The 22987-nt window shown below is 53.4% G+C and carries 16 protein-coding genes, 2 tRNA genes and 3 rRNA genes; 15 read left to right on the forward strand and 6 right to left on the reverse strand.

Translation table 11 applies throughout. The features are described from left to right. Positions 1–206 precede the first annotated feature (206 nt). The 5 genes from KF947_RS00005 to rrf all read left to right on the forward strand — a co-directional run bounded on the left by KF947_RS00005 (position 207) and on the right by rrf (position 5506). A 16S ribosomal RNA gene (locus KF947_RS00005) occupies positions 207–1738 on the forward strand. A gap of 83 nt (positions 1739–1821) precedes the next feature. After that, positions 1822–1898 (forward strand) — tRNA-Ile (locus KF947_RS00010). Between the two features lie 119 nt (positions 1899–2017). Further along, positions 2018–2093 (forward strand) — tRNA-Ala (locus KF947_RS00015). A gap of 250 nt (positions 2094–2343) precedes the next feature. Then, positions 2344–5240, forward strand: a 23S ribosomal RNA gene (locus KF947_RS00020). A gap of 150 nt (positions 5241–5390) precedes the next feature. Further along, a 5S ribosomal RNA gene (rrf, locus tag KF947_RS00025) occupies positions 5391–5506 on the forward strand. The 16S, 23S and 5S rRNA genes sit together here with 2 tRNA genes alongside, the layout of an rRNA operon. 456 nt (positions 5507–5962) lie before the next feature. On the opposite strand, the gene guaD is transcribed toward rrf, so the two are convergent. From guaD to xdhA, 4 genes are read right to left on the reverse strand one after another with little or no spacing between them, the layout of a single operon-like run. Next, positions 5963–7282 carry a guanine deaminase gene (gene guaD, locus KF947_RS00030; RefSeq protein WP_227405131.1) on the reverse strand — a complete coding sequence of 440 codons (1320 nt, stop codon included), beginning with the start codon at positions 7280–7282 and terminating at the stop codon, positions 5963–5965. Between the two features lies 1 nt (position 7283). Continuing rightward, positions 7284–8150 (reverse strand): xanthine dehydrogenase accessory protein XdhC, encoded by an 867-nt coding sequence (gene xdhC / locus KF947_RS00035; RefSeq protein WP_227405132.1) that lies wholly within the window; start codon positions 8148–8150, stop codon positions 7284–7286. After that, positions 8147–10570 carry a xanthine dehydrogenase molybdopterin binding subunit gene (gene xdhB, locus KF947_RS00040; RefSeq protein ID WP_227405133.1) on the reverse strand — a complete coding sequence of 808 codons (2424 nt, stop codon included), beginning with the start codon at positions 10568–10570 and terminating at the stop codon, positions 8147–8149. The genes xdhC and xdhB overlap by 4 nt, the downstream gene beginning before the upstream one ends. Continuing rightward, positions 10554–12023 carry a xanthine dehydrogenase small subunit gene (gene xdhA, locus KF947_RS00045; protein WP_133732915.1) on the reverse strand — a complete coding sequence of 490 codons (1470 nt, stop codon included), beginning with the start codon at positions 12021–12023 and terminating at the stop codon, positions 10554–10556. Before xdhA ends, xdhB begins: the two co-directional genes overlap by 17 nt. Positions 12024–12262: 239 nt before the next feature. On the opposite strand from xdhA, the gene KF947_RS00050 reads away from it, so the two are divergent. Both KF947_RS00050 and hrpB read left to right on the forward strand, forming a co-directional pair. Beyond that, entirely contained in the window at positions 12263–12949 is a 687-nt protein-coding gene (locus KF947_RS00050) for a TetR family transcriptional regulator C-terminal domain-containing protein (RefSeq protein WP_133732914.1), read from the forward strand. 6 nt (positions 12950–12955) lie between these two features. After that, entirely contained in the window at positions 12956–15394 is a 2439-nt protein-coding gene (hrpB, locus tag KF947_RS00055) for an ATP-dependent helicase HrpB (RefSeq protein WP_133732913.1), read from the forward strand. 27 nt (positions 15395–15421) lie between these two features. On the opposite strand, the gene KF947_RS00060 is transcribed toward hrpB, so the two are convergent. Then, on the reverse strand, positions 15422–15634 hold the full coding sequence (locus KF947_RS00060) for a hypothetical protein (protein WP_133732912.1): 213 nt from the start codon (positions 15632–15634) through the stop codon (positions 15422–15424). Between the two features lie 167 nt (positions 15635–15801). Between KF947_RS00060 and KF947_RS00065 the strand changes: the two genes are divergently transcribed. From KF947_RS00065 to KF947_RS00085, 5 genes are all read left to right on the forward strand, one after another. Next, the gene (locus KF947_RS00065) at positions 15802–15975 is read left to right on the forward strand and encodes a DUF2970 domain-containing protein (RefSeq protein ID WP_133732911.1); all 174 of its coding nucleotides are present in this window, start codon (positions 15802–15804) and stop codon (positions 15973–15975) included. Between the two features lie 127 nt (positions 15976–16102). After that, the gene (gene coxB, locus KF947_RS00070; RefSeq protein WP_133732910.1) at positions 16103–17215 is read left to right on the forward strand and encodes a cytochrome c oxidase subunit II; all 1113 of its coding nucleotides are present in this window, start codon (positions 16103–16105) and stop codon (positions 17213–17215) included. Positions 17216–17263: 48 nt separating this feature from the next. Then, positions 17264–18898 (forward strand): cytochrome c oxidase subunit I, encoded by a 1635-nt coding sequence (gene ctaD, locus KF947_RS00075; protein ID WP_133732909.1) that lies wholly within the window; start codon positions 17264–17266, stop codon positions 18896–18898. A 41-nt stretch (positions 18899–18939) separates the two neighbouring features. After that, on the forward strand, positions 18940–19611 hold the full coding sequence (locus tag KF947_RS00080; RefSeq protein WP_133732908.1) for a cytochrome c oxidase assembly protein: 672 nt from the start codon (positions 18940–18942) through the stop codon (positions 19609–19611). After that, positions 19608–20468, forward strand: a complete 861-nt coding sequence (locus tag KF947_RS00085; RefSeq protein WP_133732907.1) for a cytochrome c oxidase subunit 3 — start codon at positions 19608–19610, stop codon at positions 20466–20468. The genes KF947_RS00080 and KF947_RS00085 overlap by 4 nt, the downstream gene beginning before the upstream one ends. Before the next feature lie 5 nt (positions 20469–20473). Here the strand turns inward: KF947_RS00085 and KF947_RS00090 are convergent, their stop codons facing one another. Further along, positions 20474–20665, reverse strand: coding sequence for a DUF2909 domain-containing protein (locus KF947_RS00090; protein WP_133732906.1), 192 nt, complete (start codon positions 20663–20665; stop codon positions 20474–20476). On the opposite strand from KF947_RS00090, the gene KF947_RS00095 reads away from it, so the two are divergent. Genes KF947_RS00095 through KF947_RS00105 form a run of 3 tightly spaced genes read left to right on the forward strand, consistent with a single transcriptional unit; the run spans position 20664 to position 22983 of the window. After that, the gene (locus KF947_RS00095; RefSeq protein WP_133732905.1) at positions 20664–21383 is read left to right on the forward strand and encodes an SURF1 family protein; all 720 of its coding nucleotides are present in this window, start codon (positions 20664–20666) and stop codon (positions 21381–21383) included. The genes KF947_RS00090 and KF947_RS00095 overlap by 2 nt on opposite strands. Before the next feature lie 5 nt (positions 21384–21388). Further along, positions 21389–21898, forward strand: a complete 510-nt coding sequence (locus KF947_RS00100) for a hypothetical protein (RefSeq protein WP_227405134.1) — start codon at positions 21389–21391, stop codon at positions 21896–21898. 32 nt (positions 21899–21930) lie between these two features. Then, positions 21931–22983: a COX15/CtaA family protein gene (locus KF947_RS00105; protein ID WP_227405135.1), complete on the forward strand. Its 1053-nt coding sequence runs from the start codon at positions 21931–21933 to the stop codon at positions 22981–22983. Positions 22984–22987 lie beyond the last annotated feature (4 nt).

Here is a 22987-nt window from a genome sequence, read left to right on the forward strand (position 1 = left end):
CTCTTAACAATTTGATCAGGTAATTCATGTGGGCGCTTGCTGATGTTGGTGACAAATCACCCAATATCAAGGCAAGCGACTCAAGCAATAAGGTTTTAAAGGATTCGTCCTTTGGAATCTGTTTTGAATGAATTCGTTTGAACCTTGAGCCAAGTTTGATCCGCTTTTGTTGCCTTCGGGTGACATGTAAGGATCACATAGATCTTAAACTGAAGAGTTTGATCATGGCTCAGATTGAACGCTGGCGGCAGGCCTAACACATGCAAGTCGAGCGGTAACAGATCTAGCTTGCTAGATGCTGACGAGCGGCGGACGGGTGAGTAATGCATAGGAATCTGCCCGGTAGTGGGGGATAACCTGGGGAAACCCAGGCTAATACCGCATACGTCCTACGGGAGAAAGGGGGCTCCGGCTCCCGCTATTGGATGAGCCTATGTCGGATTAGCTAGTTGGTGAGGTAATGGCTCACCAAGGCAACGATCCGTAGCTGGTCTGAGAGGATGATCAGCCACATCGGGACTGAGACACGGCCCGAACTCCTACGGGAGGCAGCAGTGGGGAATATTGGACAATGGGGGGAACCCTGATCCAGCCATGCCGCGTGTGTGAAGAAGGCCCTCGGGTTGTAAAGCACTTTCAGCGAGGAAGAACGCCTAGTGGTTAATACCCATTAGGAAAGACATCACTCGCAGAAGAAGCACCGGCTAACTCCGTGCCAGCAGCCGCGGTAATACGGAGGGTGCAAGCGTTAATCGGAATTACTGGGCGTAAAGCGCGCGTAGGTGGCTTGATAAGCCGGTTGTGAAAGCCCCGGGCTCAACCTGGGAACGGCATCCGGAACTGTCAGGCTAGAGTGCAGGAGAGGAAGGTAGAATTCCCGGTGTAGCGGTGAAATGCGTAGAGATCGGGAGGAATACCAGTGGCGAAGGCGGCCTTCTGGACTGACACTGACACTGAGGTGCGAAAGCGTGGGTAGCAAACAGGATTAGATACCCTGGTAGTCCACGCCGTAAACGATGTCGACCAGCCGTTGGGTGCCTAGAGCACTTTGTGGCGAAGTTAACGCGATAAGTCGACCGCCTGGGGAGTACGGCCGCAAGGTTAAAACTCAAATGAATTGACGGGGGCCCGCACAAGCGGTGGAGCATGTGGTTTAATTCGATGCAACGCGAAGAACCTTACCTACCCTTGACATCTACAGAAGCCGGAAGAGATTCTGGTGTGCCTTCGGGAACTGTAAGACAGGTGCTGCATGGCTGTCGTCAGCTCGTGTTGTGAAATGTTGGGTTAAGTCCCGTAACGAGCGCAACCCTTGTCCTTATTTGCCAGCGAGTAATGTCGGGAACTCTAAGGAGACTGCCGGTGACAAACCGGAGGAAGGTGGGGACGACGTCAAGTCATCATGGCCCTTACGGGTAGGGCTACACACGTGCTACAATGGCCGGTACAAAGGGCTGCGAGCTCGCGAGAGTCAGCGAATCCCTTAAAGCCGGTCTCAGTCCGGATCGGAGTCTGCAACTCGACTCCGTGAAGTCGGAATCGCTAGTAATCGTGAATCAGAATGTCACGGTGAATACGTTCCCGGCCTTGTACACACCGCCCGTCACACCATGGGAGTGGACTGCACCAGAAGTGGTTAGCCTAACGCAAGAGGGCGATCACCACGGTGTGGTTCATGACTGGGGTGAAGTCGTAACAAGGTAGCCGTAGGGGAACCTGCGGCTGGATCACCTCCTTAACCGATGCGTCACAGTCGGTAAGCGTCCACAATGAATTACCTGATCAGATATAGAGCAAACGGTAAAAGCACGATCCCCTCTTGGGTCTGTAGCTCAGTTGGTTAGAGCGCACCCCTGATAAGGGTGAGGTCGGCAGTTCAAGTCTGCCCAGATCCACCAAATTTTATCTATCGCTGCGTTATTTTATAACTCGCATAGCAGGCTATGCGTCGTCATAAAATGCCTTGCGCTAAATAAAATTGGCCAGAGGTGACTGTGACGAAGAGTGACTACTAGATGGGGCCATAGCTCAGCTGGGAGAGCGCCTGCCTTGCACGCAGGAGGTCAGCGGTTCGATCCCGCTTGGCTCCACCATTACATTACTAGCCTGTTTAACCTTCAATACCGTTTGTGAATGTTTCGTGACCACTGATAAGTCACTGTGCTGTTGTTTTAGTTATCGCACACTGCTTTATCACTGTTCATTGAACAGCTGCTCTTTAACAATGTATATCATGCTGACAAGAACACTTCGCAAGAAGTGCTTCTAAATTGTGATACGCGTCAGCGTATCCGGCAAAATGAAACGTGATTATTGCGAACCCCAGACTCCTTCGGGTTATAGGGTCAAGCAATTAAGCGCACACGGTGGATGCCTAGGCAGTCAGAGGCGATGAAAGACGTGGTAGCCTGCGATAAGGTTCGGTGAGGTGGCAACAACCTGTGACCCGGACATTTCTGAATGGGGAAACCCACTGGCCATAAGGTCAGTATCTTACACTGAATACATAGGTGTAAGAGGCGAACCAGGGAACTGAAACATCTAAGTACCCTGAGGAAAAGAAATCAACCGAGATTCCCCTAGTAGCGGCGAGCGAACGTGAATTCAGCCCTTAAGCATGTGAATGATTAGGCGAACAGATTGGGAAGTCTGGCCGTAGCGGGTGATAGCCCCGTAGTCGAAAATCTGATCATGTGAAATCGAGTAGGTCGGGGCACGAGAAACCTTGACTGAAGACGGGGAATTCATCCTCCAAGGCTAAATACTCCTGACTGACCGATAGTGAACCAGTACCGTGAGGGAAAGGCGAAAAGAACCCCGGAGAGGGGAGTGAAATAGATCCTGAAACCGTGTGCGTACAAGCAGTAGGAGCAGACTTGTTCTGTGACTGCGTACCTTTTGTATAATGGGTCAGCGACTTATATTCAGTGGCGAGGTTAACCGTATAGGGGAGCCGTAGGGAAACCGAGTCTTAACTGGGCGACACAGTCGCTGGATATAGACCCGAAACCGAGCGATCTATCCATGAGCAGGGTGAAGGTTGAGTAACATCAACTGGAGGCCCGAACCAGGATCTGTTGAAAAAGATTTGGATGACTTGTGGATCGGAGTGAAAGGCTAATCAAGCTCGGAGATAGCTGGTTCTCCTCGAAAGCTATTTAGGTAGCGCCTCACGTATTACCGCCGGGGTAGAGCACTGTTTCGGCTAGGGGTCATCCCGACTTACCAACCCGAGGCAAACTCCGAATACCGGTGAGTAGAGCGTGGGAGACACACGGCGGGTGCTAACGTCCGTCGTGAAAAGGAAACAACCCAGACCGTCAGCTAAGATTCCGAAATCCTGGTTAAGTGGGAAACGATGTGGGAAGGCTCAGACAGCTAGGAGGTTGGCTTAGAAGCAGCCATCCTTTAAAGAAAGCGTAATAGCTCACTAGTCGAGTCGGCCTGCGCGGAAGATGTAACGGGGCTAAACCAGGTACCGAAGCTACGGGTGAGTTCATATTTCGATATGGATTCGCGGTAGAGGAGCGTCGTGTAAGCCAATGAAGGTGAATTGAGAAGTTCGCTGGAGGTATCACGAGTGCGAATGCTGACATGAGTAACGATAAAGGAGTGAAAAACTCCCTCGCCGGAAGACCAAGGGTTTCTGTTCGACGCTAATCGGAGCAGAGTGAGTCGGCCCCTAAGGCGAGGCCGAAAGGCGTAGTCGATGGGAAACGGGTCAATATTCCCGTACCGGACATGGTTGCGATGGGGGGACGAAGAAGGCTAGGTGAGCCAGGCGTTGGTTGTCCTGGTGAAAGTGAGTAGGCTTGGATCTTAGGTAAATCCGGGATCCTTTAAGGCCGAGACACGAGATGAACTGACCACGGTCAGGAAGTCACTGATGCCACGCTTCCAGGAAAAGCCTCTAAGCTTCAGATCATGTGCGACCGTACCCCAAACCGACACAGGTGGTCAGGGTGAGAATCCCAAGGCGCTTGAGAGAACTCGGGTGAAGGAACTAGGCAAAATGGTGCCGTAACTTCGGGAGAAGGCACGCCGGCGTAGGGTGATGAGACTTGCTCTCTAAGCCCGAACCGGTCGAAGATACCAGGTGGCTGCAACTGTTTATTAAAAACACAGCACTCTGCTAACGCGCAAGCGGACGTATAGGGTGTGACGCCTGCCCGGTGCCGGAAGGTTAAATGATGGTGTTAGCCGCAAGGCGAAGCTCTTGATTGAAGCCCCGGTAAACGGCGGCCGTAACTATAACGATCCTAAGGTAGCGAAATTCCTTGTCGGGTAAGTTCCGACCTGCACGAATGGCGTAATGATGGCCACGCTGTCTCCACCCGAGACTCAGTGAAATTGAAATCGCCGTGAAGATGCGGTGTACCCGCGGCTAGACGGAAAGACCCCGTGAACCTTTACTATAGCTTCACACTGGACGCTGATGTTGCCTGTGTAGGATAGCTGGGAGGCTTTGAAACTCGGACGCCAGTTCGGGCGGAGCCAACCTTGAAATACCAGCCTGGCATCATTGGCGTTCTCACTCAGGATCCGTTATCCGGATCGAGGACAGTGTGTGGTGGGTAGTTTGACTGGGGCGGTCTCCTCCTAAAGAGTAACGGAGGAGCACGAAGGTACCCTCAGCACGGTCGGACATCGTGCATTGAGTGCAAGAGCATAAGGGTGCTTGACTGCGAGACAGACACGTCGAGCAGGTGCGAAAGCAGGTTCTAGTGATCCGGTGGTTCTGTATGGAAGGGCCATCGCTCAACGGATAAAAGGTACTCCGGGGATAACAGGCTGATACCGCCCAAGAGTTCACATCGACGGCGGTGTTTGGCACCTCGATGTCGGCTCATCACATCCTGGGGCTGAAGTCGGTCCCAAGGGTATGGCTGTTCGCCATTTAAAGTGGTACGCGAGCTGGGTTTAGAACGTCGTGAGACAGTTCGGTCCCTATCTGCCGTGGGCGTTGGATGTTTGAGAAGGGCTGCTCCTAGTACGAGAGGACCGGAGTGGACGACCCTCTGGTGTTCCGGTTGTCACGCCAGTGGCATTGCCGGGTAGCTATGGTCGGACGGGATAACCGCTGAAAGCATCTAAGCGGGAAGCCCCCTTCAAGATGAGACATCCCTGAGGCCTAGAGCCTCCTGAAGGGCCCAGCGAGACCAGCTGGTTGATAGGCACGGTGTGGAAGCGCTGCAAGGCGTTGAGCTAACGTGTACTAATGGCCCGTGAGGCTTGACCCTATAACACCCAAGGGGTCTGGTCGTAATGATGACGTGAATGAATGCCGGATACGCAGCGTGTGGCCCAGGCAACAGACTGCCAGGGCGGCAGGCAATGAGACGCTCACAATTTAGTTAAAACAGTCAGCATGATATGCATTAACAGTTACGCCTGACGACCATAGCATGCGTGAACCACCTGATCCCTTGCCGAACTCAGAAGTGAAACCGCTTAGCGCCGATGGTAGTGTGGGGTCTCCCCATGCGAGAGTAGGTCATCGTCAGGCACTTATTTAACAAGAAACCCAGCCAACCGGCTGGGTTTTTTGTTTGCGCGAAAGAAAAACAAGGGGTCTCCCCATGAACCCGTTTGTCGGGAACAAACGGGAACCGCTTTAGCGGGCCCGAAGGGCGAGTTTCAGGACGAGACGAGTAAAGTCCCGGAGCGCCGGCCGGCTCATAGTCAGGCACTTATTATGAAAAATCCCCCAGGGCTGATGCCTTGGGGGATTTTTTTATGGGCAAAGCAAAAGTGGTCTACCGGCCCAAATCAAAGCCACAAGACTCAGTGCTAGTTGTGGGAGGGCGCTTCAGCGCGCGAAGGCATCCCGGTTTTATTAGGCTGACAGCCTAAACAATCGCGAGCTGAAGCGCCCTCCCACGGTGCATTTACTAAGCTGGTAGCCATCGGTCGCGAGCTAAAGCTACCTCCCAAGGTGGAGCTATTAAGCTAGCCGCAATGTTTAGGCTTTATCCCTGCGGTGTTGGCAAATGCCACCCGCCCAGGTTTCATAAATAGCGCGGTCGTCAGCCAGCATCATTAGCGCAAACAGCCGCTCACCAAGCGTGGTGCAATGATTGATTCGTCGAGAGAGTAGCGATGTTGCCTGGGTGTCAATCACCACAAAGTCAGCCTCAAGGGTTGGAGCGAGTTGACCGATGTGGCTATCCAGCGAAAGAGCCTTGGCATTCCCCATGGTTAAGCCATAAAACCCCTGCCATGCGGTAAGGGGTTGACCGCCTAATTGACCCACTTGATAGGCTGCTTTAAGTGTGCCAAATCCCGATAAATCAGTGCCTGCGCCGATATCGCTAGCAAACGTATATGCCATGCCCGTTTGCTTGGCTGCTTCCCGGTCGAATAACCCGCTACCCAGAAAAAGATTGGAGCTGGGGCAAAAGGCAATATTGGCGCCTCGATCCGCCAGGCGTTTGCGCATGCCGTTATCGAGATGAATGCCATGGGCGAAGGTGCTACGGGGGCCGACTAAGCCTGCCTCCTCATAAACGGCCAAATAATCGCGACTGCCTGGAAACAGCTCGGCTACCCAATCTAACTCACCGCTGTTTTCAGCCAAGTGGGTCTGTAACCAAAGGCTAGGATCATTACGTAAGAGAGCGCCGGCAGCGTCCATTTGCGTTTTAGTTGAAGTCGGCGCAAAGCGCGGTGTGACGCTATAGCCCAGGCGGCCATTGCCGTGCCAATCCTCAATCAGTCGCTCGCTTTCAGCAATGCCTGATGCACCGTCCAGCAGCGCCTCCGGCGCATTACGATCCATCAATACCTTACCCACCAGCATGCGCAGCTGGCGTTTTTGGCAGGCGGTGAAAAATGCATCTACGGAGCCAGGGTGGCTAGAGCCGAATACCTGGGCGGTGGTAGTGCCCGCACGTAGCATTTCATCCAAAAAAGCGTTAGACAGCGCTTCAGCATGGGCATGATTAGCAAAGCGACACTCTTCAGGAAAGGTGTAGTCGTTTAGCCAGTCAAGCAGTTGGCGGCCATAAGAAGCCATGATATCCAGCTGGACATAGTGCACGTGGGTATCGATAAACCCCGGCATAATCAGCTTGTCACGATAGTCGACAACGTCAGCTCCTTTGGGTAGCGAAGATGAGAGCTCAGCGAAATGGCCGACGGCATGAATATGCTGGCCTTTCAACCAGAGCAGCCCGTCGCCGTAATGCTCTAAGCTGCCTGGTTCGGGCGTATTGCCATCGCCAGGGTCGCGGGCAAAACTAATCAATTCGGCACGAATAAACGTATCAGCAGAAGAATTCATATTAACTCGGGGTCGTCGGAGAGTCGGTCATTAGCGTCCGCACTGCCTGGGAGTCAAGGCCGCGGTTTTCTTGAAAAGAGGGCGTGTCCGTTAGCCAAAGCAGTTCGGCCACCACCGTTAAAGCAATCGCATAGGGCGTTTTATTACTCAGCTTAGTGGCATGGATGCGCCCGATGGGGCATCGCACCCGCGCAATTTGTCCGGCGGAGTAACCATCGCGCTTAAGGCGTCCTTCAAAGCTTGCCCGTTTGCTGTCAGAACCAATCAGCCCAATCGATGTGATGTCATCGCGCTCGATCAGCGCTTTGATCAGCGCATAGTCTTCGTCGTGGTTATGCGTCAATACCAGCGCGTGGCTATCAGCAGGCAAGGCGGCAACACTTTGCTGTGCGTCTTTGAGTGAATAACAGCTAAGTCGCGGCTGCTGCTGTTCAGCAAACGCATCGCTACGGCTATCGTGCCAGTGCAACTGCCAGGGCAGTGGTGCACTTAGCTTCACAATTTGCTGCCCTACGTGGCCTGCACCAAAGATCGCAATGTGCGTTGTAGTGCCTGGAAAGGCTTCCAAAAGGATATTAACGAATCCACCACAGCACTGACCGCTTCGCCCGCCCAGAGAGAAGGCTTCCAAGCTGATGCCGTAGCGTTTTTCTGTCAAACAAGCGCGTGCGGCGGTAATGGTCTGCCATTCAAAGGTACCGCCACCTAGGGTATCGAAGATATCATCGTCGGTGATCACCATGCGTGCGCCAGGCTCCCGGGGAGTGGAGCCTGCGCTGGTCACTTGAGTGGCTAGTACATGGGGTATGCCGTCGCGCTGTAAGCGGTGTAGCGCCGCATGCCAGCTTTCTGTTTGACTAGAACTCACAGCGCTTTCTTCCTGATAGCGTTGGCTGCCAGCATGACCCGCTCCGGCGTGGCCGGTATATCTAAGTGGGGTGATGTAGCGTAATCAGTCAGGCTTGATAGTGCGTCACGTAGCGCCGACCAGACACAAATGCCCAACATAAAAGGAGGCTCGCCCACTGCTTTTGAGCGGTAGAGACTGGCCATAGAGTTAGGGTGCCCCTCCAGTAGCGCGACATTGAAGATAGGCGGTAGATCGCCAAAGGTAGGGATTTTATAGGTCGCCGGCCCATCGCTGACCAGCACGCCTTTGTCGTTCCACCTAAGCTCTTCACTGGTCAACCAGCCCATTCCTTGAATAAAGCCGCCCTCCACCTGGCCAATATCAATGGCCGGGTTTAGTGAGTCTCCCACGTCATGCAATATATCGACACGGTCTACCTGATACTCCCCGCTCAAGGTATCCACGCTTACCTCTGCCACTGCCGCGCCGAACGCGTAGTAGTAGAAGGGCCGGCCTTGACCCACTGAACGATCGTAGTGAATAAGCGGTGTGGCGTAGAAACCTTTTTCAGATAGCGAAATGCGATTGAGGTAGGCTGTTTGCACCAACTCCCCCCAGGGTATGCGGCGCTCGCTCTCGCCGAACCCAGCCACTAGCATGCCATCTTCCAGGCGCATTCCTTCGCGATCCAAGCCTTCTGAATAGTGCGCGGCGGCAAAATCAAACAGGCGTTCTCGCAGCTTGCTGGCGGCATCCCGTGCAGCCATACCGTTTAAGTCAGCACCGCTAGAGGCAGCGGTAGGGGATGTGTTGGGAACTTTATCGGTTCGCGTAGCGGTAATGCGCACCTTCTCCAGATCCAGGCCCAGCTCGCGAGCCACCACCTGACAAATTTTAGTATGTAGCCCTTGGCCCATCTCGGTACCGCCGTGATTGATCATCACGCTGCCGTCGGTGTAAACATGCAGCAGGGCACCTGCCTGATTAAGGTGTTGGGCGGTAAACGAAATGCCAAATTTAACCGGGGTAAGAGCCAGTCCTTTTTTAATCACAGGGCTGGTGGCGTTGAAGTCACTGACCGCTTTGCGCCGTGCCCAGTAATCGCTGTCGCTTTCGAGGGTTTCAACAAGTGTATGCAGGAGTTGCCGCTGGTCGACCTGCTGGCCGTAGTGAGTCACCTCGCGGCCATCGCGGTAGAAGTTGCGCTTACGTACGGTCAGTGGGTCTTCGCCAATCTGGCGAGCAATATCATCCATGGCCGCTTCGATAATCATCATCCCTTGGGGGCCACCAAAGCCCCGGAATGCGGTATTAGAGGCGGTGTGGGTTTTTGCTCGATGACCGACTACCTGGGCATCCCCCAGCGAGTAAGCGTTGTCGGCATGGAACATAGCGCGATCGACGATGGCGTCGGAGAGATCCGGCGAGTAGCCGCAGTCACCGATCACCGTAATCTCACCACCCTGAATAACGCCTTCAGCATCAATAGCCAGCCGGTAACGGTTATGGAAGGGGTGGCGTTTACCCGTGGCGCGCATATCTTCACTGCGCGGTAAGCGGAGTCGAACCGTCTTACCGGTGCGGCGGGCAATAATCGCGGCAATACACGCCCAGGGAGACGCCTGTGTCTCTTTACCACCAAAGCCACCGCCCATACGGCGTACTTCTACGGTCACGGCATGGAAAGGAATATCGAGCACCTCCGCCACCAGCTTCTGGGTTTCGCTGGGGTGCTGGTTGGACGTGTGGACGATAACGCCCTCATCCTCGGTGGGGTGAACCACGCAGGCCTGGCCCTCCAGATAGAAGTGCTCTTGGCCACCGACGAACAGCTCGCCTTCGACAATCTGTTCAGCTTGGTCAAGCGTCCGTTGCCAATCACCACGGGTCTGCACATGAGTCGGGCGTACAAACTCTTCACGCTCCGTCGCGGCCACTGGGTCTAAACTGGCAGGCTGCTCATCGATGCTAATGGCGGCTAACTTGACGGCACGGCGTGCCGCCTGCAGCGACGTTGCGGCAACGGCGAAGAGGCATTGCCCTGCGTAGCTGATCTCTTGATCGACAAAAATAGGATCGCCCGGAAAGACCGGCCCGATATCGGTATGGCCCGGCACCTCATGAAAGGTAATCACATCGACCACTCCTGGCGAATCTTTCACCTTGCTGAGGTCAAGCTGCGTTAAGGTGCCGTGGGCGACGGGCGATAGGCCTAGCGCAACATGGAGAGCGTCGGCGGGCAGAGCCAAGTCGTCAATATAAGCGGCTTTGCCGGTGACGTGCTTTTCGGCACTCTCATGAAAGCTTGCGCTTCCCGCCTGTCGCTGGCCACTACTGTCTACCGTATGGCGCGCTAAGGGGCCAGAGCCTTGAATGTGGTCATGTAGTTCACGGCGGGCACGGCTGCTATCGCCGTCCAGTTTAGTGAGCGTACGCATGGAGCATCACCTCGTGGTCGGGCGCTGAGAGAGAAAGATAGAGACGCTCAAGCAAATTCTTGGCGGCTTGTTGGCGATAATGCTGACTGCCCCGCACATCACTCATAGGTTGGAAATCATCCTCGAGTGCCTGCTGAGCGGCGCGAAAAGCTTCTTTCGTCATGGTGCAACCTTCGAGCGCTGCTTCAGCAGCTTTCGCGCGCTTGGGCGTCGCAGCCATTCCCCCAAAAGCGATGCGTACATCATGCAAGGTACCTTGTTCAATGCGGTAGCTAAAGGCACCGAGTAGCGCAGAGATATCATCTTCGCGACGCTTGGATAATTTCCAGACGCGTAGTTGACTGTCCTCAACCGACTCGGGAATGAAAATCCGCGAAACGACTTCATCCGCTGCCAAGGCGGTTTTTTTGTAATCGAGGAAAAAATCCTCCAGCGCTAAGCAACGCTTACCGTTTATGCTGGCAAGTTCCACCTGAGCGCCCAAGGCAAGTAGCACGGGGGGCGTATCACCAATGGGGGAGGCATTGGCGATATTGCCACCCAGCGTTCCCCGATTACGAATTTGCTGGGAGCCAAGCCGGTGCAGCAGATGAGCAAATGCAGGAAAGTGCTCTTCAAACAGCGGCTCGAGCTGGGTATAGGTAACCCCGGCGCCTATCCACCAGCCGGTTTGATCTGCATGGTTGGCTTTTTCAACTGTTAGTAGTTCAGCAACCCGAGAAACATCAATCAACTGATTGAGCGGCGCCAAGCGCTGAGTAATTTCCAGCCAAAGATCAGTACCGCCTGCCACCAAGCGCGCCTGGGGAGCCTCTTGACGCAATTGCGTTAGCTCCACCAAAGACACTGGTTGAGCAAAAAATGGCACTGTCCCAGCCAAATCGGTGGTCTGAGTGTCGCTTTCTGACGCTGGCAACGCCGCGTCGAACCACTGAGGGCGCTCATAGGGCGTATCACTCATACGCAGCGCCGCATCGCGGATAGGACGATAGCCGGTGCAGCGGCACAAATTGCCGCCCAGGGCGGCTTCTAAACGTTCAGGTGAGAGTTCTCGTAATAGTGGAGCAGGGCGTTGAGTCAGATCGCTATGCAGAGTGAACAGCGACATAACGATACCTGGCGTGCAAAAACCGCACTGACTGCCATGGCATTCGATCATCGCTTCCTGAGCTGGGTGTAGGCGTCCTTTTTCCGACAACCCTTCAACGGTGACCAAGTGCCTGCCTTGTAGCTGATGAGCAGGCGTAATGCAGGCGTTTGCGCTGGTAAAGCTTTGCGTGCCAGCCGTTGGCTCACCTATCGCCACGGTGCAAGCGCCGCAATCGCCCGATGCGCAGCCCTCTTTGGTACCCGTTTGGGCCAAATGCTCGCGCAGTAGCGTTAAAATGCTGGTGTCGGGTGAAACGTTACACCGCTGGGGGGTACCATTGAGCAGGAACGCAATCGTTGCCATGCCGAACTCCACTGTAATTGTATAGACCGTGATTATGCTGACCGATCGGTCAATATGGGTTGAGCTTGGGACAAAACGCCGTACCTTGCAAGTATTTGCTCACTGCACAGGAGTGGGGCAAGCTGGTGAGAAATGCTAACTTTTGGGGCAGCCCAGTCTATTCACTCACCCAGCCAAACATTCGTGTGTAACGAAACATTCAAGCTAACAATCACTCATGCTATTGGGAAATACTGTTAATGACTGCCGTCTCTGCCACTCATGAAAGCCCTAGCCGGGAAAGAATAGAAGCAAGTATTCTGTTGGCCGCTGAGGAGGTGTTCTCTCAGCACGGCTACCGCGGGGCGAGCTTGCAAATGATCGCTGATCGAGCCGGTCTCCCCAAAGCCAATATTTTGTACTACATGGGCAGTAAGCAAGCGCTTTATGTGCGACTGCTTAACCGCATGATGCATCGTTGGAACGAAGTGCTCGAGGACATTACTCCGGATAGTGATCCCGCGACAGTACTCAGTGATTTTATTCGCACTAAAATGGTGCTGGGGCAGCGCTACCCCAAAGGCTCAAAACTTTTTGCGGCGGAAATTTTAGCCGGTGCTCCCTTCTTAAGTGATTATTTGGCGGGAGAGCTACGCGATTGGGTGTCCTCTCGTGCCGCGATCATTCGACAATGGTCTGCCCAGGGAAAAATGGATGCTGTCGACCCGCGCTGGCTGATTTTCCTAATTTGGTCTGCCACCCAGCACTACACTGAATATAGTGCCCAGGTTGGCGGTATTCTAGGCCGTGATGCGTTAACAGAGGAGGATCTTGAATCCATCTCCACCTTTCTTGAGCACGTTATTCTAAAAGGCTGCGGCATCACTGGCTCCGCGCCCAATTCTGCGCCTAACAACAGTGCAGACGCCCACAGTGCGGGGAATTGACCTCACATGAGCGCTTTGCCTATTGAGCAGTATCTTGATCAGCTTAAAGACGTCTTGGCTAGCCATAATCGGCTGATGCTGATTGCCCAGCCGGGGGCGGGTAAAACCACCCGCGTGCCGCTCTGCTTACTTGAAGAAGAGTGGGTCAAAGGGCACAAGCTACTGTTACTGGAGCCACGGCGTGTAGCTGCGCGATTGGCGGCCAGCTTTATGGCACAGCAATTGGGTGAAGACGTTGGTCAAACGGTGGGATATCGCATGCGCGGTGACAGCTGTGTGAGCGCGCAAACCCGCTTGGAAGTAGTGACCCAGGGCGTGCTCACCCGCATGCTGCAAGATGACCCGCTGCTAGAAGGCGTTGCTGGGATTATTTTTGATGAGTTTCACGAGCGCAGTTTAGACGCCGATTTGGGCTTGGCGCTAACGCTGGATGTGCAGACCAGTATTCGCGATGATTTGCGCCTGCTGGTGATGTCGGCAACCCTAGATGTCGAAGCGCTCAAGCGGGTGTTGGGCGAGCAGGTGCCTGTTATTGAGTGCCATGGGCGCCAGTATCCGGTGACAACAGCTTATCGACCTTCACTAAGCGGTGAAGAGAGTGCCCGCCACGCGCTTCGGGTGGTTGAAGAGGCGCTGTCACTGCCCGATGCCCAGGACATACTGGTCATCTTGCCCGGTGTCGCTGAGATTAATCGCTTAGTGCAAGTACTGGAAAAGACATTTCCTGATCTGGCGATTCGACCACTGCACGGCAGAATGAGTATTGCTGAACAGCAGTCAGCCCTGGCGGCGAACACATCCAAGCAGCGAATTATTGTCTCCACCGCGATCACCGAGTCGAGCATTACCGTGGAGAGGGTGAATGTGGTGATTGACGGTGGCCTGGAGCGAGTGCCGCTTTTTCAGCCGCGTACCGGGCTAACCCGTTTAACGACCCGGCGGATCAATCGCGCCAGTGCTGATCAGCGTCGGGGGCGTGCAGGGCGCCAGCGGGAAGGCAGTTGCTTTCGGCTCTGGGCCCAGGAGCAAACGTTGGCACCTTATGGTGAGCCGGAAATTCAGCAGGCGGATCTCTCTTCGCTAGTGCTCGAACTGGCGTGTTGGGGCGTCGCCTCACCCCAATCGCTAAGCTGGGTAACGCCCCCGCCGGAGGGAGCCTGGCGCAGTGGCCAATCACTGCTCCAGCAGTTAGGCGTGTTAGATCACGAGCACAAGCTTACTCCTCTAGGTAGTCGCTGTGCCAAGTGGCCAGTTGAACCGAGAGTTGCTGTGATGCTGGAGCGGGCTTCAGAGTTTAATGCTGTGCCACTAGCCTGTGGGGTGGCGGCACTCCTTGAAGAGCGCGACAGCAACGAGCGATCCCTGCATGATATGTTAGCACTGCGTCTTCGTCAGCCTAAACGCTTCCCCAGTTGGCATCGCGAAGCGCTTAGGCTGGCTAAACGAGCTGGAGCGGCACTTAATAAAGCCGTTCTAGTTCCACTTGGGCCACTCTTAGCGCTGGCATACCCTGAGCGCCTTGGCCAGTCAATAGAGCCGGGTAAGTTTCGGCTTGCCAATGGTAAAACCGCTACGCTGCCGTTAAACGATACGTTGGCGCATCAAGCCTATGTTGTCGCCGTCGCATTAAATGGCGCGGCTGGCGACCAGGCGCGGATCATCTCAGGCGAACCGTTATCACTTGAGTCGCTGCTTTCGCTATATCCTGGTATTCGCCAATGGCAGCCACGAGTTGCGTGGTCGCAAGAACAGGGCCGTTTAATGGGTGAAGAGGTGCAAGCACACGGCAGCCTCGTCATTGCCAAGAGACCTTTAGCAGACTTACCTGAGGAGGCGGTGAAAGAGGCGCTATTGAATGCACTACGCCAGCGGCCCGAGCAGTTATTTGGCGATAATTTACAGCAGTTGCGCGGGCGAATGGCGCTACTGCGCGAGTACCAGGGTGACGAGTGGCCCGATTGGTCGAAGCCTGCGCTATTAGCCTCATTAGAGAGCTGGCTAGCCCCTTACCTGATCGGTATTAAACGGTTGAGTCAAATTGAGAAATTGCCGCTAGAACGCTATTTGCTCAATTCACTGACCTGGGAGGCACAAAATGAATTCGAGCGGTTAACCCCGTTAGCGCTTGAGGTTCCTAGCGGCAAGCGGGTTGGCTTGGACTACCTGCCGTGTCTTTCCCAGCGGCCGCCTGTGTTAGCGTTGAAACTGCAAGAGGCCTTTGGCTGTCGGGTAACGCCCACCGTTATTGATGGTGCCGTTGCCGTAATGATCCATCTGCTTTCACCCGCGCGCCGGCCTTTGCAAGTCACCCAAGACTTAGTTAGTTTTTGGCAGAAGGGTTACCCCGAAGTACGCAAAGAGATGCGCGGTCGCTATCCAAAGCACCCTTGGCCTGAAGACCCATTGACAGCACCCGCTACCGCGCATACCAAGCGAAAGGCGTGACCGGTTTCGCTACCCACACTTTGATAATTACTCGCCGCGCTTTTCCGGGATTTCATCGGGAATGCGATAGCGCACGCCATCTACGCGTTCTTCCTCATAGCGTTGATTCTCTTCTTCAGGCACCACGCCGATGACGGTTTCCTGAGACCCATCCGGCCAAGTGTAAGTCGTACAGCCTGCCAGTAGCAGTGGAATAATCACAAACAGTGTGATGGGTAAGGCGAGGTGGGGCTTGAGCATAAGGCACTCCATTGGGTGGCGCTGATCCTGAGAATTAGCTGAGTATGTCATATTGAGAAACTATAGGTGGTCATTTACGTGGCTGTAAATGCTTATATAGGCCTATGATTATAGAAGCTAACCCTTCAGTCTTAGATAGATACGAGAGCCAAAAAAACGGAGGTAGTATGTGGTCTGTAATCAAGTCAGTGTTAGCAGCCCTGCTAGGCGTTCAAAGTAATCAAAAGCGGGAAGAGGATTTTAGCAGTGGCAGGCCCGCGGCCTACCTCGTTACGGGGGTGGTGATCACGCTACTGTTCGTTTTGATGCTTATTTTTTTGGCCATGTTTGCGGCCCGCTGAAAAGCGTTGATAGCGTTAAAGAAGCAAAGCGTGACGAATCGCACATATTTTCTATACTGCTAATATCTCATTTCATCCTACCCTAATCTAACGATAAGAAATAACAACAATAAAACTGGAGGTCTCTATGCGTTCACGGTGGTGGCTAATGGCCGTATCCCTTGCTGCAAGTGGATCGCAGGCTCAAACGAACGGTTGGAACATGCCTGTCGGCGTTACCGATGTGAGTAGCGATATTTACGGCCTGCACATGACCATATTTTGGATATGTGTCGTGATTGGATTGGTGGTGTTTGGGGCAATGTTCTACTCCCTGTTTCGCTATCGCCATTCCAAAGGTGCAAAGGCCGCCCACTTTCATGAGCACACTAGTGTGGAAGTGTTATGGACGGCTATCCCTGTCTTGATCCTGGTGGGTATGGCGGTGCCTGCCACCGCAACTTTAAAAAACATGTACGACTCATCAGACGCTGAGCTGGACGTAATGATCACCGGCCAGCAGTGGCGTTGGCGTTATGAATACCTGGGGGAAGATGTGGCATTCACCTCCAATATGAGTACGCCGAGAACGCAAATCAGTGGAGAAGAAACTCGCGGAGAGCACTATTTACTAGAGGTTGATGAGCCGCTGGTGCTGCCGATAAACCGTAAAGTACGCTTTCTTATGACCTCAGATGACGTTATTCACTCTTGGTGGGTGCCGGATTTAGCGGTTAAGCAAGATACGATTCCCGGCTTTATTAATGAAAACTGGGTGAAGATCAATGAGCCGGGTATTTACCGCGGGCAGTGCGCGGAGCTGTGTGGTATCGACCACGGCTTTATGCCTGTGGTGGTGCGCGCCGTGGAGGAAGAAGAGTTTGATGGCTGGCTGGCTGAGCGTAAAGAGGCTGCTGAACAGGAAGCCATGGGGGTTGACCGTGAATGGGCAATGGATGAACTCGTGGAGCGCGGCGAATCGGTGTACCAATCGATCTGCTCCTCTTGTCATCAGGCCGAAGGTCAAGGCTCGCCACCCGCCTTCCCCGCGTTGGCGAATAATGAACAGCTCATCAATGATATGGATTGGCATTTAGATAAGGTGGTCAACGGTGTATCGGGTGCCGCTATGCCTGCTTTCCGTAGCACTTTAAACCCTGTTGAGATAGCGGCTGTGGTCACCTATACGCGTAACGCTTGGGGTAATGATACGGGTGATGTAGTGCAACCCTCTGCAGTAGCTGAGTTAATTGCCCAGTGATATTGGTTTGCCACTCAATCAGACAACAACAATATTTTGGAGAGACACATGGCGCCCAAACTACCTCCTCAGCCACCGCTGCAACATAGCACCACGGCCGTCGCCGATGGGCAGTCCCATGGACATGCTGCGCCGCCGAAAGGCATTTTTCGCTGGCTACTGACCACCAATCATAAAGAGATTGGCACCCTTTATTTGATTTTTTCGCTAACCATGTTTTTCATCGGTGGGATATTCGCCCTCGTGGTTAGGGCGGAACTTTTCCAGCCCGGGCTGCAACTGGTTGAACCTGAATTTTTCAACCAGATGACCACCATGCATGGCTTGATTATGGTGTTTGCTGCGGTAATGCCTGCTTTTACCGGCTTAGCCAACTGGATGATACCGCTACAGATTGGCGCGCCAGATATGGCGTTACCGCGACTGAATAACTTCAGCTTTTGGCTTCTTCCTGTTTCATTCACATTGCTACTTTCAACGCTACTTATGCCTGGCGGCGGCCCTAATTTTGGTTGGACGTTTTATGCGCCGCTGTCAACGAATTTTGCTCCACCTTCGACAACCTTCTTTATTCTTGCGTTACATATTGCCGGTATTAGTTCCATTCTTGGTGCCATCAACATCATCGCGACCATTTTAAATATGCGTGCGCCTGGTATGCGTTTAATGGATATGCCGCTATTCGTATGGACATGGCTAATTACCGCTTTCCTATTAATTGCGGTAATGCCGGTGCTAGCGGGTGTTATCACGATGATGTTGATGGATATCAACTTTGGCACTAGCTTCTTTGACGCAGCAGGCGGTGGGGATCCAGTGTTGTTCCAGCATCTATTCTGGTTCTTTGGGCATCCCGAAGTATACATCATGATTCTGCCCGCCTTTGGGATTGTTTCAGCGATCATCCCCACCTTCGCGCGTAAGCCTCTGTTTGGTTACGCTTCCATGGTGTACGCCACGGCGGCCATTGCACTGCTGTCATTTTTAGTCTGGGCACACCATATGTTTATAGTGGGTCTACCTTTGGTGGCAGAGCTGTTTTTCATGTATTCCACCATGCTGATCGCTGTGCCAACCGGCGTGAAGGTATTTAACTGGGTAACCACACTGTTTCGTGGCTCGATTAGTTTTGAATCGCCGATGCTATTTGCTCTGGCCTTCGTGGTGCTGTTTACCATTGGTGGTTTTTCAGGGCTTATGCTGGCGATCGCGCCGGCAGATTTTCAGTATCACGATACCTACTTTGTCGTTGCCCACTTCCACTATGTGTTAGTCCCGGGGGCGATCTTTGCGATTATGGCGGGGGTCTATTACTGGCTGCCTAAATGGACCGGGCATTACCCTAATGAGAAGCTGGCCCAGTGGCACTTCTGGTTCTCGATTATTGGTGTCAATCTAACTTTCTTCCCAATGCACTTTGCGGGCTTGGCGGGAATGCCGCGGCGGATCCCTGACTACGCCCTTCAGTTTGCGGACTTTAATTTACTCTCAAGCATCGGTGCCTTCTTCTTTGGCGCATCTCAGTTGCTATTTGTGTTGGGCGTCATACTTTGCGTGCGCGGCGGCAAAAAAGCGCCAGCAAAAGCCTGGGAGGGTGCAGAGGATTTAGAGTGGACAGTGCCTAGTCCAGCACCACTGCACACGTTTGAAGAACCACCAGTGTTTCACCGTACGTCTCATTAAGATGGCATAAACCACACGGGTCATTGGGCCTAAGAGGTATTATGGACGATCAAGAGCAGGCCAGCGTGGGAGTGCGCCGCACGGTCATTAGGACAGTCGCCGTACTGGTCGGTATGTTCGGGTTTGCCTTTGCTTTAGTGCCGCTTTATGACGTTTTTTGTCAAATTACCGGCATTAACGGCAAAGTGGATGCCACAGCTCAAAGCATTGTGCATGAGGAGGTGGATGAATCGCGTTATATAAACGTGCAATTTATTACCCGGGGCAGCCCAGGCCTGCCGTGGCAGATGAGCGTTGAAATGCGCCAGATGAGCGTGCATCCAGGCCAAATGGCGGAAGTCGATTTTACTTTTACCAATAATAGTCCCAGTGAAAGCTGGGGGCGGGCAGTACCTAGCGTGTCTCCCTCTACTGCCACCACACATTTACGCAAAATCAGCTGTTTTTGCTTTCAAGAGCAACACTTGCAGGGTGATGAGCGTTTAACTATTCCTTTGGTATTCCAGTTATCTCGTGATCTACCTACAGATATTAATACCATTACGCTGGTATATACCCTGTATCCGGTCGAGCATACGATTCAAAGCGCTTCACTAGATAACATGCTTAATCATAGTTCTAAGAACAGTTCTAAGAACAGTACTAAGAGCGATCTCCAGATCTATCTCAAAAACGATCCCAAAAACAATAAAGCGGCGGGAGAAGCGATATGAGCAGTGGTAGCTATTATGTTCCGGCGAGTAGCCGATGGCCTGTTCTCGGCTCGGTTGCCTTAGGCGCCATGATGGTCGGCACGGGTATTAAACTCGTTTACGACACCGGGCTACCGCTGGTGTTAATCGGCGTGGTGGGCATTCTTGCGGTGATGGGGCTCTGGTTCCGTGACGTCATTAGTGAGTCTCGTGGTGGGCTTTATGACGAGCAGATGGATCGCTCATTTCGCTGGGGGATGGGCTGGTTTATTTTTTCGGAAGTAATGTTTTTTGCCGCCTTTTTTGGCGCGCTGTTTTATGTACGCATGTTTGCTATTCCATGGTTAGGTGGTGAGGGGGCAAAAGGTGTTTCTGCATTACTGTGGCCCGATTTTGTCGCCACGTGGCCTTTGCTAAATCCACCAGACACATCCATTGCCGGCCCTGAACAAGTCTTTAGCCCGTGGCAACTGCCTCTCGTCAATACGCTGATTTTGATAACTTCCAGCATCACGCTCACCGTTGCTCACGAAGCTTTAAAAGTGGGTGACCGGAAAACATGCCGCAACTGGTTAACGGGAACTGTGCTATTGGGTTGCTGCTTTATCATGATCCAGGGTATCGAATATTACGAGGCCTACGCCCATTACGGCATTACCTTGGAAGCCGGGATTTTCGGAGCCACATTCTTTATTTTAACCGGCTTTCATGGTGTGCACGTGATTATCGGCACGCTGATTTTAGCCGCTATGCTGGTACGCATTATAAAGGGGCACTTTGGCGACGAAAACCATTTCGGTTTTGAGGCTTCTTGCTGGTATTGGCACTTTGTTGATGTGGTGTGGGTTGGGCTGTTTATTTTTGTCTACGTCTTATAACGGCATTAGCCTAACTGGCCCGACCAATAGCCGAAAATAATGAGGGCCATGAGCAGACAGGCTAATCCAATTCTCCATTTGAGAGAGAGTAATAGGCGGCGGGAAGAGACGTTATCTCTAATCAGGAAAATGGCGCCTGCGGCCAAGCTGATAACCATCGCAATAAACACGGCGGCAATGAGTAGTTGTAACCACATGATGAATCCCTCTCGACAATGGCGTTTTTATGGTTGGTATCTGTTTTGGAGTTTGCTGGTGGCGTTAGGTATTAGTTTAGGACTATGGCAGTGGGAACGGGCAGATGACAAGCGATTAGCCATCGCCGTTCGCGATGCTGCCCCTGCCTTAGTGCAGCCTACCGAGCAGCCAGCGCAAGGCGCCCAGGTAACGTTGCGTGGGCAGTATTTGGCGGAGCAAACGCTCTATTTGGATAATCGCGTTGTAGACGGAAGAGTGGGGGTGGCCGTACTAACCCCGCTGCGTGATAGTTTCGGTCAGCTTTGGCTGGTACAGCGTGGCTTCTCAGCCACCGGGCCGCGTCGCGAAACGCCGCAGACAGCTACGCCCAATGGTACGGTCGAAGTGATAGGCGAGTGGCAGGAGGTTCAGTCCGGCGGGCCGCTATACGGCGAAAATAGAGAAGGGGTAAGGCTGCAGCAGCTTAGCCTTGAACCCTGGCACGATTCGCTAGGCGCGTTTAGTTACCCAGGCTGGTTGCACGCCAGCGAAGGCGATGGAGTCTTGACCCCATGGTGGGAGGCCAATGTGATGCCGCCCAGTCGGCATATGGGCTATGCCTTTCAGTGGTGGGGGCTGGCACTGGCGGCCTTGATAGTTATGTTTATTGGCGGATACAAACTGCGTCGCGACGGCGCTGATAAAAAAGTGTTAGTTAATAAAAATAAACAGAGGTGAAAAGTATGCAGGACGCCAGATATATTCGCCGTCAGCGGCTCAAGCTAATCCTTATTTTTGTCGTTTTTGCGGCGCCCATGGTGGCTGCTTGGGGAATGGTCGAGTTACGCATCGGTATTCCAGATCGCCATACCGCTCACGGAAATGTGGAGCTGGAGTTGCCCATGCTTGACGAATGGCCTTTAACAACAGCGGCGGTCAATAACCAAGAGGAGTGGATATTGGCCTTTGACTGCGCTCAGCAGTGCGAACAACGTAAGGATGAGTTTTGGCGTTTACACCGTGCTTTAGGGCGCGAGGCGCCGAGGTTGACCCGTTTACGGATTGGCGGGGATCCCGAACCACTACCAGGAGAAACGACCAGCGAATGGCAACACTTGCCCCCGTGGCATCAAGCCAACTCGGTTTGGTTGCTTGATCCAATGGGGCGACCAGCACTGGCCTTTGAGGCCAACGTAGCCACTAAGTATGTGCTTGAGGATATCCAGCATCTACTTAAAGTGAATCCTCAATAAAGCGCGCTAACCTCTGCTGTTAAGGAAACGCCATGCACGATTCATTTGAGCGCCGCTTGCGCTGGTTAGTGCGATTAACACTGCTCGGTACTCTGTTTACTACCGTAGTGATGCTGGTAGGCGCCTGGACACGCTTAGTCGATGCTGGTTTAGGTTGTCCTGACTGGCCAGGTTGCTACGGCAAATTATTGGTTCCCGATAATGATCTCGCCACGCTTCGCCATCCCGATGTGCCGTTGGAGCCCTTTAAAGCGTGGGTAGAAATGGTGCATCGCTATATAGCAACGCTGCTCGGATTGGTGGTCATTAGCGTTGTAGCCTTGGGCTGGCCGTTGCGACATCGTCGCGATTATCCGTGGCGCCTAAGCTTGATTCTGCTGGTGGTTATTTTGCTTCAGGGCGCCTTTGGTGCCTTCACTGTTACGCTCAAGTTATGGCCTCAAGTCGTTACCCTTCACTTACTGGGCGGTTTGAGTGTATTGCTGCTGTTCTTTTGGCTGCATCTTCGCTTACGCCTCGCCGTGGCGCCAAGGCCAACTAGTGAGCCTCGGCGAGCTAATGCGTGGTGGGGTGTTGCGGCATGTTTACTGGTAGTGCAATTGGCTCTCGGTGGCTGGGTGTCCAGCAATTATGCCGGCATTGCCTGCCAAGGTTTTCCTACTTGTAATGGACAGTGGATACCCACCATGGATATCAGCGAGGGTTTTCATCTCACCCAGACTGTGGGGCCCAATTACCTACATGGGCATTTACATGCCGATGCACGTACCGCGATTCAAGTAACTCATCGCCTGGGGGCATTGTTGCTTGGTGTCGGGCTAATAGCACTATGGTGGCGTTATCGGCATTGGCAGAGTGTTGTAAGGCCGCTAGCAATGGTTGTCGGTTTGTATGCGCTGCAGGCGGCATTGGGGGTGGCCAATGTGGTGCTTTGGTTGCCGCTATGGCTGGCTCTTCTTCACACAGCAGGCGCCATTGCGCTGGCCGTCGGGCTTGTGTGGGCCTGGTGGCGTTGGCGCTACCAAGAGTCTGGCGTTTACTCAACGACGACTCATTCACCGTATAACAACGTTATCGCTCAATAAAAGG

This window comes from Halomonas sp. FeN2, assembly GCF_020595105.1.
GTDB classification, from domain to species: domain Bacteria; phylum Pseudomonadota; class Gammaproteobacteria; order Pseudomonadales; family Halomonadaceae; genus Vreelandella; species Vreelandella neptunia.